The following is a 16004-nucleotide window of genomic DNA, read 5'->3' as shown; positions in this document are numbered from 1 at the left end:
TCTTGATCGTTCTCATTCCGCGGCGTCGCGCCTACTGCCGGAGACGGAAACATTCGCAGTACATCTACTTCCGGCAGGAGCGACAAGTGGGACTCCCCCGGCCGCCCCGAGCAGGGCCCCGAACAGACCGAACGGCTCATCAGGGCCGTCGAGGACGCCTACGGCTCCCGCTCGTACCGCGACCTCGGCCAGGAACGGGACCGCAAGCAGCTCGCCGTCCTCGCCACCCTCCAGGACGCCGGCACCCGTGGTGAGCGGCACCGGGAGAACGGGGCATGACCACCCGCCACCCCGGGGCCGTGCCGTCCGACGGCCCCGGGTGCCCCGGGCGGCTCCGCGCGCGGGCCGTCCCGAAAGGGTGAATCCTTGCGCCCATTGCGACGCCTCGACCTCACCTCACGCGGGACGCCGAACTTACGTTTGACGCCACCGGGGGCATCCCCACCTGACCAGTGAGAGGCCTTCGATGGACACGCAGATCGCCCAGGTGAAGATCCACCCCGCCCTCGGCATCGCCCGGGTCGGCAACAGCGACCAGCCGCCCTTCCTCGGCCCGGAGTCCCCCGACGAGCCGCCGCCACCACCCGGCTCCCGCAAGGACGGCGCGGGGAAGATCATCCGGCAGGCCGCCCGCTTCCGGGTCTACGGCTACAACCAGGCGGGGGAGGTCGTCAGGGAGCTCAAGCTGGGCGACGAGGAGGTCACCGAGATCAAGTGGTCGGTGCACCTGGCCAACAAGAAGGCCGCCTGGTACCAGTTCCACCTCCCGCTCGACATCCCCGAGGCCGCGGGGCTGCCGGACACCCAGCGCCGGCGGCGGAACTTCGGCGTCAGGGGAGCGGAGCGCAAGAAGCTGGTCATCGACCCCGGCCGCCAGACCATCCGCGCCTCCACGCACGAGACCGCCACCTTCGCCGGGAAGATCATGAACCGGCCGGTCTCCCTGGGCGCGATCTCCACCCAGACCGACGGCCGGCTGCTGGTCGTCGGCGGTGTCGGCAGATCGGCGTCCTACACCGTGCCCGAGACGCCGATCTCCGGCGTCGCCAACAACGACACCTGGTACGACGACGTCTCCGACGGCCCGGTCACGGCGGAGGTCACCATCCGGGGCGTCACGAAGACCGCGACCCCCGCCTGGGCCGTGGTCGCCCCGCCGCACTTCGCCCCCGGCGTGAAGACCGTCCGCACCCTCTACGACCTGCTGTACGACGTGTTCGTCACCGAGCACACCCTGCCCGCCGTGCAGCAGATCTCCTACCCGGACCACATCGAACCGCTGCTGCGGCGGTTCTGTGATCTGCAGTGGGTCAACCACGGCTTCGCCACCCAGTTCGGCCGGCAAGGCCCGTACGACTTCCTCGCCCCGGCCCTGCGCCAGCGGCTCGCCGACCCGGGACCGGCCTGCCAGGAACTCCGCCGCCAGGTCTATGTGCACCTGCGCGACTACGACCGGGACGGCACCTCCCCGGTGCCCTGGCCGTGGCTCTACGGCGACGCCATGTCCAGCGGCAAGCCCACCTCCGTCCGGCAGCACCTCACGCTCTCCCCGGCCCAGGACCGGATGCTGGCCGAGTGGGCCGCGGGGCACTTCACCTCCGGCCCGCCCCGCACCGGCTTCCCGGCCGTGGACGAGGCGCCGCCCGCCGAGCAGCCGGGGCTGCTGGACCGGGCCGCGCTGGAGAACTGCGCCGCCGACGCGTTCCACCCCGGCATCGAGGTCACCTGGCCCATGCGGCACAAGACCCTCTACGCCGAGCCGTTCCGCATCCTGCACCGCACCCCGGACAACCCCGAACGCGACTACGGCGACGTCCTCACGCTCCAGGACGCCCTGGGCAAGAACGGCCCGCTGTACGCGCAGGGGCCGGGCGACCTCACCCGCTGGATGGCGGCCCCCTGGCAGTGCGACGCGGCGAGCTGCCGCTCCGGCTACGAGGTACGGTCCGGGCTCGGCCCCCGCTACAGCCCCTATCTGCCCACTTTCTGGCCCGCCCAGGTCCCCAACCACGTGCTCAAGCAGTCGGACTTCGCCACCGTCAACACCCCGCCGGCCGGCTCCGACGACAGCGCCCGGGAGCAGGCCTTCGAGAACCGGGCGGTGTGGCTGCGCGGCCTGACGGGCTCGGACTTCAGCAAGCAGCGCCGGCAGATGATCGACGACTGGTTCCGGTTCGGCATCGTCGAGACCCGCGAATACACCGTGGGCGACGGGAAGTTCCCCCGGTACCTCCAGGTGGAGTCCGAGCCCGGCTATCCGCCGGCCACCGACCACGCCAACCTCATCAACGTCCAGGTGCCCGAGGCGGGCGTGCCCCAACTGGCCGCCGTGGCCGGTACCTGGACCGGGGAGGTCGAAGCCGAGTCGGTCGAGTCCATGCTCGTGCGGCAGGCGGTCCAGGAGGTGAAGGAGGCGACCGGACACGACGAGACGGCGATCGCCGCCGGATACCTGGAGAAGCTCGACCCCTTCCACGGCGCCGGGTGACCCCCGCACCCGGCTATGACGTCGTGATCGCGGGCGGCGGGCCGGCCGGCTGCGCCGCCGCGCTCACCCTCGTACGGGCCGGGCGCACGGTCCTGCTGGCCGACGCCGGCACCGGCCCGCCCAAGACCGGCGAGGCACTGGTGTCCATGGGCCGGCTGCTCCTGGCCGACCTCGGCGTCGCGGAGCCGGTTCTGGGCAGCGGCCATCTGCCCTGCCACGGCAACCTCTCCGCCTGGGGCTCGGCCGCCCTGCACGCCGTGGACTTCCTCCACGACCCCTACGGGCACGGCTGGCACCTCGACCGTCCGCTCTTCGACCGCCGGCTGCGCGCCGCCGCCCACGCGGCGGGCGCCGACGTCGCCGAGCACACCGGCGTACGACGCCCCGTCCGGCAGCCGGACGGCACCTGGCGGCTCACCCTGTGCGACACCTCCGGCGCCGGGGAGCGGACGGTGCGCTGCCGCTGGGTGGTGGACGCCACCGGGCGGAAGGCCGCGATCGCCGTCCGCTCGGGTGCCCGGCGGCGCACCGGCGACCGGCTCACCGCGCTGCACGTCCTCCTCGACCCGGCCCCGCAGGTACCCGCCGACGGTCGTTCGCTGGTCGAGTCCGACCAGGACGGCTGGTGGTACACCGCGCTGCTGCCCTCCCGGCACCGGCTGGTCGCCTACTTCACCGACCCCGATCTGCCCGTCGCCGCCGCCCGCGGCGCCGAGCGGTTCCGCGACCGGCTGCTGGCCACCCGGCACCTCTCCCGCCACGCCCGTCCGCACGGCCTGGCCACCCTGCGGCCGCCCCGCCGCGCCCCCGCGCACAGCGCCCATCTGGACCGGGTGCACGGTGCGGGCTGGACGGCCGCCGGAGACGCGGCGGCCGCCTTCGACCCGCTCAGCTCCCAGGGCATCCTCACCGCCCTCTACACCGGGCTGAGCGCCGGCGAGGCGGTCGACGCCCGGCTGCGCGGCGACCGGGCCGCGCTCGCGGGCTACGCGGCGAAGGTCGTCACGGCCCGCGCCGCCTACCGGCACGGCCACCGTGTCGTGCACGCCCAGGAAACCCGCTGGGCCGACCGCCCGTTCTGGGCCCGGCGGCAGCGGACCACCCGGCCGGACCCCCGCCCGACGCCAGGCGCGCCCGCCTCATGACCCCACGCCCGCCCCGGTCATGCCTGACGCGGGCGCCGGGCCGGCGGATTGAGGGAAGCGGTTATCGGCCACCCCTGGGGCCGGTGGGCGATAACGGGCCGGTGGGGATCGCGGGGCCCGGGGCCGCCGGTGTGACGGCGTGTGGACAGCGGCCTTGTGCCGCACCGCCGCGGAGGAGGAGCGGGCCGGGCGGGGAGCGGACCTGCTCGACCGGGCGGCGCACCGGGCCCGGTGCAGCCGGACGCCCGGCGCGGCGGTGCACCTCGGAGCGGGGACGGCGGCCACCACGGCGGTCCGGCACGGCGCCTTGGTGACCTTGGCGGAATCAACTACCGCCTGGCGCAGATGCGTTGACAGTGCACGGGGGCGGCCCCACGATGCAACGCGGCAATCAGCGGGCTACCACTGGGTAGCGCAGGTGGCAGTGGTCAGCGTGTTCGCCCCCCTCCGGCAGAAGGAGCGCCCGTGGTCCCCCCGCCCCCGTTCCCCGGCACCCCCCGGCCCCGATCCTCCGCCCCCGCCGGACCTTTGCACCCCGAGGTCCCCGAACGTGATCTCGTCGTCGTGCTCTCGCCCTTCGAGGAGCCCGGCGAGCGGATCGTCGTGGCGGCCGCCCGCGCGGGCGCGCTCGGCCTGCTGGACCTCGGCCGGGACGCGGACGCGGCGCGCGCGGCGCTGGCCCGGACCGGACGGCTGCCCCACGGTGTGCGCATACCGGTGGGCTGCCCCTGCACCCCCGGCGAGCTGCCCGACACCGTCGACACCGTGCTGCTCGCCGATCCACGGGCGTACGCCGGGTCCGCCCCGCGCGGCGGCCGGCCCGCCGGGGCCGTGTCACCCGGCCCGCGGGACTGGGCCGACGGCGGCCGCCGGCGCGTCTGGGCCGAGGTCACCACCCCCGAGGAGGCCGCCGCGGCGTGCGCCGCCGGCGTCTCCGCGCTGGTCGCCCGCGGCCATGAGTCGGGCGGCCGGGTGGGCGAACTCACCACCTGTGTGCTGCTCCAGCGGATCCTGGCCGACCCGGCCGTGACCGTCCCCGTCCTCGCCGCCGGCGGCATCGGTGTGCACACCGCCGCCGCGGCCGTCGTCGGCGGGGCCGCCGGGGTGCTGCTCGACTCCCAGCTCGCGCTCACCACCGAGGGCGTGGACCGGCTGCCCCGGGCGGTCGCCACCGCGATCCGGGCCATGGACGGCAGCGAGACCACGCTCCTCGCCGGCCACCGGGTCCTCCGGCGCCCCGGCTTCGCCCCGCCGGGCGCCGACCCGGCCGACCGCACGGGCGGCGTGCCCGATGCGGTCCAGGACATCGACCCCGCCCGCCTCACCGGTCTCCTCGGCACCCGTGATCTGTCCGTCCAGCTGCTCCCCGTCGGCCAGGACGGCGCGTTCGCCGCCCGGCTCGCCGCGCGCCATCACACCACCGCCGGCATCGTGCAGGCCGTCCGCGCCGCCCTCACCGGCCACCTCACGGCGGCGGCCCGCAACCGCCCGCTGGCCCGCCGCCCCGGGGCCCGCCATCTCCCCGTCGCCCAGGGGCCGATGACCCGGGTCAGCGACGGGGCCGCCTTCGCCGCCGCCGTGGCCGCCGAGGGCGGGCTGCCCTTTCTCGCCCTGGCCGTGATGGACGGCGACCAGGTGCGCCGGCTGCTGGCCGAGACCGCCGAACGGCTGGGCGAGCGGCCCTGGGGCGTCGGCCTGCTCGGCTTCGCCCCGCCCGCGCTGCGCGCCGAACAGCTCGCCGCGGTGGCCGAGTTCGCCCCCCGGTACGCACTGATCGCCGGCGGCCGGCCCGCCCAGGCCGCGCCCCTCGAAGCGGCCGGCACCCACACCTACCTGCACGTCCCGGCGCCCGGCCTGCTGACGCGCTACCTCGCCGAGGGCGCCCGCAGATTCGTCTTCGAAGGGCAGGAGTGCGGGGGCCACATCGGCCCCCGGGCCAGCTTCCCGCTGTGGGACGAGCAGATCGAACGCCTGCTGGAGCACGCCCGGGCGCACGGCGGCACGGCTCAGGAACTGGACGTGCTCTTCGCGGGCGGCATCCACGACGCCCGCTCGGCGGCCATGGCCATGGCGGCGGCCGCCCCGCTCGCCGAGCGCGGCGCCACCCTCGGGGTCCTGATGGGCACCGCCTACCTCTTCACGGAGGAGGCCGTGGCCACCGGCGCCGTCGTCCCCGGCTTCCAGCAGACCGCGCTGGCCTGCGACCGGACCGTCCTGCTGCGGACCGCGCCGGGCCACGCCACCCGCTGCGCCGACACCGCCTACGCCGGCGAATTCGCGGCCGCCGCCCGCCGGCTGGCCGCGGACGGCACGGACCCGCGGGCCCGCTGGGAGGAGCTGGAGCGGCGCAACCTCGGCCGGCTGCGCCTGGCGAGCAAGGGCCTGCGGCACACCGACGGCGGGCGACCGGCGACGGTGGGGGAGCCGGAACAGCGCCGGGAGGGCCTGTACATGCTGGGCCAGGCCGCCACCATCCGCAGCGCCACCACCACCGTCGCCGCGCTGCACACCGACGTGACCGACGGCGCCACCGCCCTGCTCGGCGCACGGGCCCGGCGGTTCCGGCCGCCCACCGCGGTGCCGGGCCCCGAGGCGGCGCCGCTGGACATCGCCATCGTCGGCATGGCCTGCTGCTTCCCGGGCGCCGCCGACACCGCCCGCTACTGGTCCAACGTCGTCCACGGCGTCGACTCCGTCACCGAGGTGCCCGCCGAGCGCTGGGACGCCGCCACCTACCACGACCCGGACCCCGCGCGGGCGGGCGAGCGCACCCCCTCGCGCTGGGGCGGCTTCCTGCCGCCGGTCCCCTTCGACGCCCTCGCCCACGGCATCCCCCCGGCCTCCCTCACCGCCGTCGAACCGGTGCAGCTGCTCGCCCTCGACGCCGCAGCCAAGGCCCTGGCGGACGCCGGATACGCCGAACGGGACTTCGACCGCGCCCGCACCGGCGTCGTCTTCGGCGCCGAGGCGGGTACCGAACTCGCCGGTGCCTACGGGCTGCGCGCGCTGCACCCCGGCTACCTCGGCGCGCTCCCGCCCGCCCTCGACGCCGAACTGCCCCGCCTGACCGAGGACTCCTTCCCCGGCGTGCTCGCCAATGTCATCGCCGGACGGATCGCCGGCCGCCTCGACCTGGGCGGCGCCAACTGCACCGTGGACGCCGCGTGCGCGTCCTCGCTCGCCGCGCTCGACCTGGCCTGCCGGCAACTGCGCGACCACGACGCCGACATGGTCCTGTGCGGCGGCGCCGATGTGCACAACGGCATCAACGACTACCTGATGTTCGCGTCCGTCCGCGCCCTGTCGCCCACCGGCCGCTGCCGCCCGTTCGACGCCGCGGCCGACGGGATCGCGCTCGGCGAGGGCGTCGGCGCGCTGGTGCTGCGGCGCCTCGCGGACGCCGAGCGGGACGGCGACCGGATCTACGCGGTCGTCAAGGCGGTCGGCACCTCCAGCGACGGACGCTCCCTCGGCCTCACCGCCCCACGGCCCGAGGGGCAGCGGCGCGCCCTGGAACGCGCCTACCGGCGCGCCGGGATCAGCCCCGCGCAGGTGGGCCTCCTCGAAGCCCACGGCACCGGAACCGTCGTCGGCGACACCACCGAACTCGGCGTCCTCACCGACCTGTTCGACGCCGCGGGCGCGGCGCCCGGCAGCTGCTCGCTGGGTTCGGTCAAATCGCAGATCGGCCACACCAAATGCGCGGCCGGCCTGGCCGGACTCATCAAGGCCGCCCGCGCCGTGCACACCGGCGTGCGGCCGCCGACCCTGCATCTGACCCGCCCGACCGCGGACGACGCCGCGGCCGCCGGCCCGTTCCGCTTCGACACCCGCGGCGCCCGCCCCTGGCCGGTCCCCGCGGAGCGGCGCATCGCCGGAGTGAGCGCCTTCGGCTTCGGCGGCACCAACTACCACGCCGTGCTGGCCGGTTACGCGGGAGCGCCGGAGCCCGCCCACGCCCTGGAGGAGTGGCCCGCCGAACTCTTCTGCTTCCGCGGGGCCGACCGCGCCGCCGCCGTACGGGCCGTGGAGCGCCTCGCCGCGCGGCTGGCCGACAACGACGCCGCCGGGCGGCCGTGGCCGCTGCGCGACCTGGCCGCCGAGACCGCCGCGGCGCCGGGGCCGGTACAGCTCTGTGTGGTGGCCGAGGACCTCGACGACCTCGCCGGCAAGCTGGCGGCGGCCCGCGGGCTCACCGCCGCCGACGGGGTCCACCCGCGCCCCCGCGACGCCGGCCCCGGTCTGGTCTCCTTCCTCTTCCCCGGCCAGGGCAGCCAGCGCACCGGCATGCTGGCCGAGTTGTTCACCGCCTTCCCCGCGCTGCGCGCCCTCCTGGACGGTGCCGATCCGCAGTGGACCGCGGCCATGTTCCCGCCCGCCGCCTTCACCCCCGGGCAGCGGACCGCGCAGCAGGCGGCCCTCACCGACACCCGCGTCGCCCAGCCGGCCCTCGGCCTCGCCTCCGCCGCCGCGTACCGGCTGCTCACCACCCTCGGGGTGCGCCCCGACTGCACGGCGGGGCACTCCTACGGCGAGCTGACCGCCCTGTGGGCGGCGGGCGCCTTCGACCTGGAGGCCCTGCTGCGGCTCAGCGCCCGCCGCGCCGAGGCGATCCTCACGGCCGCCGGGGACGACCCCGGGGCGATGGCCGCCGTGGTGGCCACGCCGGACCGGGTGGCCGCGCTGACCGGCGGCACCGGTGTCGTCGTCGCCAACCACAACGCCCCGGCCCAGAGCGTGCTCTCGGGGCCCACGGACGCCGTGGACAGCGCCGTGGCGGCCCTGCGCGCGGCGGGGGTCGACGCCCGGCGGCTGCCGGTCGCCTGTGCCTTCCACAGCCCGCAGCTCGCCGCCGCCCGCGAGACGCTCGCCGCCGAACTCGACGCCACCGAGGTCCGCGCGCCCGCGGTCCCGGTCTGGTCCGGCGCCACCGCCCGCCGCTACGACCGCACCGCGGCCGCGCTGCGCGGCACCCTGGCGGGCCAGGTCGCCGCGCCGGTGCGCTTCGTGGAGCAGATCGAGGACATGTACGCCGCCGGGGTGCGCACGTTCGTGGAGGCCGGCCCCGGGCGGGTGCTCACCGGGCTCGTCGGACAGATCCTGGGCGAACGCCCGCACACCGCCGTGCCGCTGGACGTTCCGGGCGAGTCCGCGCTCGCCCGGCTGCCGCACGTCCTGGCCCGGCTCGCCGCGGCCGGGGTCCCCTTCGACCCCGAGGCCCTGTTCCACGGGCGCACGCGGATCCTGCCCGAGACCGCACCGCGCCGCCCGGGCTGGCTGGTGGACGGCCATCTGGTCCGCACCGCCGACGGCGCCTGTCTGCCGGGCGGGCTGCGACCGGCACGGCGGGTCGACACCCCACAGGCCGGTACCGGCACGGCGCACGCACCGGGCGTCGCGGTCGGCGGCCCCGCCCCGCAGGACGCGGTCCTGGAGTACCTGCGGACCACCCGGGAGCTGGTCGCCGCCCAACGGGACGTCGTCCTAAGGTACTTGGGGGAGGGCGAGGCGGCGGCCCCGCCGGACCGGGCTGCTCCGCTTCACCCCGCACCGGCCGGTGCGGAGTCTCGTGCCGAGGCCCCTGCCGCGACGCCCGCCGCACCCGCGCCGGCGCCCGCCGGGGTGGAGCGGCTGAGCCCCGAGGAACTCCTCGACGCCGTACGGGAGATCATCCACACCCGCACCGGCTACCCGCGCGAGATGCTCGACGCCGGGCTCGACCTGGAGGCCGACCTCTCGGTGGACTCCATCAAGCGGGTGGAGATCATCGGCGCGCTGGCCGACCGGATCGGACTCCCGCAGGACGCCGACGGGGCCACGGAGTCGGCGGTGGAGCAACTCGCCCGGGTCAAGACCATCAGCGGCATCGTCGACTGGATCGCCGCCGCACGCCCCGGGCCCGCACCGGCCCCGTCCGCCCCCGCACCGGCCCCTGCTCCCGCTCCCGCTCCCGCCGCCCCCGTACCACCGGCCCCCGTCCCGGCCGGACCGGACGAACCCGGCGGCGGCCCGGGCCCGTTGCCCCCGACCCGCTCGCTCATCCGGGCCGTCCCCCTCGGCCCGCCCGCCGGACGCCCGCCCGCCGAGGTGGTGGCCGGGCTCGACTTCGCCGTGGTCGAGGACGGCCAAGGGGTGGCGCTGGCCCTCACCGCCCTCCTGGAGAGCCACGGCGCACGGGTGCGCACCGTCCCGGCCGAGCGGCTGGCCGCGCTCACCGCGGACGGGGTGGACGCACTGGTGGACCTCAGCGCGCTGCGGGCGGGCCGCGAGGCCGTGCTGCCCGGCCAGTTCGCCGCCCTGCGCAGCGCACTGACCGGCGGCAGCAGCCGGCTGCTGCTGGCCACCGCGGCCGGCGGCACCTTCGGCCGGGACGCCGCCGGGGACGCGCCCGACCCGCTGCCCGGCGCCGGGCTGCGCGGCTTCGCCCGCACGGCCGCCCTCGAATACCCCGACGCCCTGATCCGCGCCGTGGACATCGACCCCAAGGACCGCCCCGAACGGATCGCCGCTCACCTCCTCGCCGAACTGTGCGCCCCCGGCGAGCCGGTGGTCGTCGGCCACGCCCGGGGCGCGCGCACCACCCTGCGCACCGTGGCCGCACCGCTGCCCCGTGACCGCGCCGCCACCGGCCGGCCCCCGCTCGACCCCGGCTCGGTGGTGCTGCTGACCGGCGGGGCCCGCGGGATCACCGCCCGTACGGCCCTCGCCCTGGCTCGCGCCCACGGCTGCCACATCGAACTCCTGGGCCGCACACCCCTGCCCGACACCCCCGAGGACCCGGCACTCGCGCACGCCCACGACCGCATCGCGCTGCGCGCCGCGCTGATCGCCCAGGGCCTGCGCCGGCCCGCCGAGATCGAGGCGGCGGCCGGCCGGGTGCTGGCCCGGCGCGAGATCGCCGCCACCCTCGCCGCCCTGGAACCGCTCGCCGCCTCCGTGCGCTACCACGCCGCCGATGTCACCGACGAGCGCGCCGTACACGCCGTGGTGCACGACATCCGGACCCGGCACGGCCGCCTCGACGGAATCGTGCACGGCGCCGGCACCCTGGAGGACAAGCTGCTGCGCGACAAGGATCCGGCGTCCTTCGCCCGGGTCTTCGCCACCAAGGTCGACGGCGCCCGGCACCTGCAGTCGGCCGCCGGCGACGACACCGGGTTCCTCGTCCTCTTCGGCAGCGTCGCCGGGGTCTTCGGCAACCGCGGCCAGGCCGACTACGCCGCCGCCAACGACGCCCTGGACACCCTCGCCGGAGCCTGGTCGGCCCGGGCACCCGGCCGGGTCCTCGCCGTCGACTGGGGCCCCTGGGCCGCGACCGGCGGCGGCATGGTCACCGAGGAACTGGAACGCGCCTACGCCCGCCGCGGCATCGCGCTCCTGGACCCCGACGCCGCGGCCGCCGCCCTCCTGGACGAACTGGCCCGGGGCACCGCGGCCCAGGTCGTGCTGGCGGCGGAGGCCGACGGCCGGGCGGCGGACGATGCGTGAGGCGGTGGCCCGGCCCGGTGGGTCCGGGTCCGCCGGGCCCCGGCCCACGGACGCCGCGATCGTCGGCATGGGGGCGCTCTTCCCCGGCGCCGGTGACCTCGCCGCCTACTGGCACCACCTGGTGGCCGGTACCGACTGCATCACCGACGTCCCGCCCGGCCGCTGGGACCCGGAGGTCTATTACGACCCGCACGGCGCCGAGGGCCCCGCCCGCAGCGACCGCTTCTACTGCCGGCGCGGCGGCTTCCTCGACGAGCCGGCCGTCGTCGACCCCACCCGCTTCGGCATCATGCCCGCCGCCGTCCCGGGAGCCGAGCCCGATCAGCTGCTCGCCCTGCGGGTCATCGCCGACGCCATCGCCGACGCGGGCGGCCAGGAACGGCTGCCCGCCGACCGCTCCCGGATCGGCGTCGTCCTGGGCCGCGGCGGCTACATGGGGGTCGCCACCGCCCGCCTCGACCAGCGCGTCCGCACCGCCCACCAGCTCGCCGCCACCCTGCGCGAACTCGCCCCGGAACTGGGCGAGGACAAGATCTCGGCCGTCCGGGAGGCCTTCCAGGCGGGCCTCGGCCCCGAGGCGCCCGAGGCCTCCATCGGCCTGGTCCCCAGCTTCACCGCCGCCCGGACCGCCAACCGGCTGGACTTCCGCGGCCCCGCCTACACCCTCGACGCGGCCTGCGCCTCCTCCCTGCTGGCCGTCGCCCAGGCCGTCGATCTGCTGGCGGCCGGCCGCTGCGACCTCATGGTCGCCGGCGCCGTGCACCACTGTCATATCGCCACCCTGTGGAGCGTCTTCACCCAGCTGCGCGCGCTCAGCCCCACCCAGCACATCCGCCCCTTCGACCGCCGGGCCGACGGGACCCTGCTCTCCGAGGGCACCGGTGTCGTGCTCCTCAAGCGGCTGGCGGACGCGGAACGCGACGGGGACCGGATCTATGCGGTGATCCGCGGGGTGGGTGTGGCCGGGGACGGGCGCAGCGCGAGTCTGATGAGCCCGCAGGTCGAGGGCCAGGTCCAGGCGCTGCAACAGGCCTGGCACGGCGCGGGCCTCGACCCGGCGGCCCCCGGAGCGCTCGGGCTGCTGGAGGCGCACGGCACCGGCACCCCGGTGGGCGACCGTACCGAACTCGCCACCCTGGCAAGGGTGTTCGGACCGCCGGGGGCGGGCCGGACGCCGGTCGGCCTGGGCTCGGTGAAGTCGATGCTCGGCCACACCATGCAGGCCGCCGGCATCGCCGGACTGATCAAGGCCGCCCTCGCCGTCCACCACCGCACCCTGCCGCCGACACTGCACCTCGACGAGCCGCACGAGGACCTGGCGCGCACCCGGATGCGCCCGGTCACCGCGGCCGAACCCTGGGACGCCGGACCGGCGCCGCTGCGGGCGGGCGTCAACGCCTTCGGCTTCGGCGGGATCAACGCGCATGCCGTGTTGGAGGAGGCACCGGGACGACAGCGCCCCGACGCACCGCCCGTCCGCCGTGGCTCGCCACTGCGGACGGCGGAGCCGGAGCGCACCTACTGGCTCACCGCGGACACCCCCGCCGAACTGGCCGAGGAACTACGGAAGGCGGGGGACCGGGGCGCGGACACCGGCGTCCCCGCGCACCACCGCCCCTGCCGGCTCGCGCTGCCCGACCCCACCCCGCGGCGCCGCGCCCTGGCCGCCAGGATCCTCGCGCGCGCACTGCCCTGGCGCGGCCGCGGCGAGGTGTGGTTCACCCCGGCCCCCTTCTTCGGGCCGTACGCCCCGGAGCCGGGAGCCCGGCTCGCGTTCCTCTTCCCGGGGCTGGAGGCGGAGTTGCCGCCCCCGGTGGACGACATCGCCGACCTGCTGGCCCTGCCCCGCCCCCACCTCACCGGCGGCGCGGGACTGGTCGAGCGGGCCGTCGACACCCTCACCACCGGACGGCTGCTCGCCCGCGCCCTGCGCGAACTGGGCATCGCCCCCGATCTGCTGGCCGGCCACAGCCTCGGCGAATGGACCGCGATGGTGGTCGCCGGAATGTATCCGCCGCACGCCGTGGACGCCTTCCTCGGCTCGCTGCGGCCCACCTCCCTCGCCGTGCCGGACCTGGTCTACGCGGCCCTGGGCTGCGGCGCCGCACAGGCGGCCGCGGCGCTGACCGGGCTGGACCGGGTCGCGGTCAGCCATGACAACTGCCCGCACCAGTCGGTGATCTGCGGGGACTCCGGGCAACTGGCCGAGGCCGCGCGCCGCCTCGCTGCGCAGGGCGTACGGGCCCAGGAGATGCCCTTCCGCTCCGGCTTCCACACGCCGATGTGGGCGCCCTACCTCGACCAGGTGGGCGCCGCGTTCGACGCCCTGCCGCAACGGGACCCGCAGCTCCCCGTGTGGTCGGCCACCAGCGTCGCGCCCTTTCCCGAAGAGCCCTCCGCGGTACGCCGGCTGGTGCTGCGCCACCTGCTGGAGCCGGTCCGCTTCCAGGAGCTGACCCGGCGGCTGTACGAGACGGGGGTACGCGCCTTCGTCCAGGTCGGCGCCGGCAGCCTCACCGGGTTCGTCGCCGACACCCTCCACGGACAGGACCATCTCGCGGTGGCGGCGGCCGACACCCGCGACGGCGGAACGGCCCCGCTGCGCCGGCTGGCCGCCGCCCTGTGGGCCGAGGGGCTCAGCCCGCGCTGGGACCGGCTGGCGGGCCCCGCCACCGGACCGGCTCCTGTCACCGGCCCGGCGGCATCCGGCCCGCCGGTCCGACTCGACCTCGGCTCACCGCTCGTCCGCCTGGGCGCCACGGTGCCGGTGACGGGCCTTTTCGCGCCCGCGGGCCCGAACCCACCCCCGAGCCCCTCTCCGAACCCCTCTCCGAACGCACCCCCGGGCCCACCCGCCGCCGAGCCCGTCCGGCAGGCCCTGGACGCGGTCCTCGCCGAGACCCGCGCCGCCACCCGGACTGTCGCCGCCGCGGCCGCTACCCGGACCGTCGCCGCCGCGGCCGCCCCGCACACCGCCACCGCGCCGTCCGCCCGCCCGGCCGCGCCGCCCGGCGGCCCCCGCCGCACCGTCCGCCGCCTCTCCCTCGACACCCTCCCGTACGTCCGTGACCACTGCGTCTACCTCCAGCCCGACGACTGGCCCGAGCCCGCCGACCGCTTCCCCGTCGTGCCGATGACCACCCTGCTCGAACTGGCCGCCGAGGAGGCCCGGCTGGTGTCCCCCGGGCAGACCGTCACCGGCTACTCCGACGTACGCGCCCTGCGCTGGCTGCCGGTCGCCCCGCCCGTCGACCTGACCGTCACCGCCACCCCCGCCGGGGACGGCCGGATACGGGTCGCCCTCGGCGACTACGCCACCGTCACCGTCCACCTCGCGGCACACCACCCGGCCCCACCGCCCCCCGACCCCTCGGCGCTGACCTCCGACGGGCCGGCGCCGGTGAGCGCGGCCGCGCTCTACCGGGACCGGTGGATGTTCCACGGCCCGGCGTTCGCCGGCGTCCACGAGGTCGCCACGCTCGCCGCCGACGGCATCCGCGGCACGCTGCGCGCCCTGCCCGCACCCGGCGCCCTCCTGGACGCCGCGGGCCAGCTCCTGGGCCACTGGATGCAGTGCACACTCTCCGGCGACCGGCTGGTCTTCCCCGCCACCCTGGAGCGGGTACGGCTCCACGGGCCCCCGCCCCCCGAGGGCGCCCTGCTGGCGGCCACCGCCCGGATCCGCGCGGTACGGCCCGGCACGGTCCGCGGTGACGTCGAACTGTGCCACGCCGACGGCACCGTGTGGGCGCGGCTGGAGGGGTGGACGTACCGGCGCTTCGGTGCCGACGAGCGGGTGTGGCCGATGAAGTTCACCCCGGAGGTGTGCGGCATCGGCGAACCCCGGCCGGGCGGCTGGTGCCTGGCCCGGCGCCGCTGGTCGGACCCGGCCTCGCAGGAGCTGGTCATGCGCCGCTACCTGGGCGCGGCCGAACGCGCCCACTACGAACGGTGCGCGCCGCACGCCCGCACGGCATGGCTGCTGGGCCGGATCGCGGCCAAGGACGCGGTCCGCGAACTGCTCTGGGACGAGGGGGCCGGTCCGGTCTTCCCGGCCGAGGTCCCCCTCGTCAACGACGACCACGGCCGCCCCCGCCCCGACGGCCCGCTCGCCCGCGGCATCCATGTCTCGCTCGCCCACAAGGACCGGATCGCCGTCGCCCTCGCCCACCGGGCGGGCCCCGTCGGGATCGACATCGAGACCGTCACCGAGGATCCGCGCGCCCTCGAACGGATCGCCCTCACCCCGGCCGAACGCCGCCTGGCGGACGGTCTCCACGCCCGCGACGCCGCCGGCGGCCGTGCCCACTGGCTCACCGCACTGTGGTGCGCGAAGGAGGCCGCGGCGAAGGCGGCGGGCAGCGGCCTCGGCGGTCGCCCGCAGGCGTGGGCCGTGACCCCCGGGCCGGGCGGCGCCCTGTGGGTGACCGCCCCGGACGGCCGCCGCCACCTCGTCCACCTCGACTCCGTCCACGACCCGTCCGCACGCCATGTCGTCGCCTGGACCGGGCCGCGGCCCGGGGACCGTACGGGCGCCGACACCCCCACACCCCCGGAGGTCATCCATGGCAGCTGAGCCCCTCACCGCGCGCACCCGGACGATCGTGGACGAGATCACCGACATGCTGGTGAGCGTCGTCGGCGAGGAACTCCTCATCGTCGGGGAGATCGGCCCCGCCACCACCTTCAACGACGATCTGGCCCTGGAGAGCATCGAGTTCGTCGCCCTGGCCGAGCTGCTCCAGGACCGCTACGGCTCCTCGGTGGACTTCCTCGGCTTCCTCGCCGAGAAGGACATCGACCAGATCCTGGCCATGTCGGTGGGTGAACTCGCCGTCCATGTCGACCGGGTCACCGCCGGCCGGGCCCGCGCGAGCTGAGCG

Annotated in this window: 5 protein-coding genes; all 5 read left to right on the top strand. The window is 76.8% G+C overall.

Annotation, left to right across the window (positions count from 1 at the left end; translation table 11 throughout):
* Positions 1 to 466 precede the first annotated feature (466 nt).
* The 5 genes from OIU81_RS04785 to OIU81_RS04765 all read left to right on the top strand — a co-directional run bounded on the left by OIU81_RS04785 (position 467) and on the right by OIU81_RS04765 (position 16001).
* A complete protein-coding gene (locus OIU81_RS04785; RefSeq protein ID WP_329144151.1) occupies positions 467 to 2488 on the top strand; it encodes a LodA/GoxA family CTQ-dependent oxidase in 2022 nt (673 codons plus the stop codon).
* Positions 2485 to 3633: an NAD(P)/FAD-dependent oxidoreductase gene (locus OIU81_RS04780; RefSeq protein ID WP_329144148.1), complete on the top strand. Its 1149-nt coding sequence runs from the start codon at positions 2485 to 2487 to the stop codon at positions 3631 to 3633. The genes OIU81_RS04785 and OIU81_RS04780 overlap by 4 nt, the downstream gene beginning before the upstream one ends.
* 465 nt (positions 3634 to 4098) lie before the next feature.
* Positions 4099 to 11121: an SDR family NAD(P)-dependent oxidoreductase gene (locus tag OIU81_RS04775; RefSeq protein WP_329144146.1), complete on the top strand. Its 7023-nt coding sequence runs from the start codon at positions 4099 to 4101 to the stop codon at positions 11119 to 11121.
* On the top strand, positions 11114 to 15697 hold the full coding sequence (locus OIU81_RS04770) for a polyketide synthase (protein WP_329144144.1): 4584 nt from the start codon (positions 11114 to 11116) through the stop codon (positions 15695 to 15697). Before OIU81_RS04775 ends, OIU81_RS04770 begins: the two co-directional genes overlap by 8 nt.
* Entirely contained in the window at positions 15687 to 16001 is a 315-nt protein-coding gene (locus OIU81_RS04765) for a phosphopantetheine-binding protein (protein ID WP_329144142.1), read from the top strand. Before OIU81_RS04770 ends, OIU81_RS04765 begins: the two co-directional genes overlap by 11 nt.
* The last annotated feature ends 3 nt before the right edge of the window (positions 16002 to 16004 follow it).

The organism is Streptomyces sp. NBC_01454 (assembly GCF_036227565.1).
Taxonomy (GTDB): Bacteria; Actinomycetota; Actinomycetes; order Streptomycetales; family Streptomycetaceae; genus Streptomyces.
The sequence above is the reverse complement of the archived record's forward strand: the minus strand, read 5'-3'. Positions and strand labels throughout refer to the sequence as shown.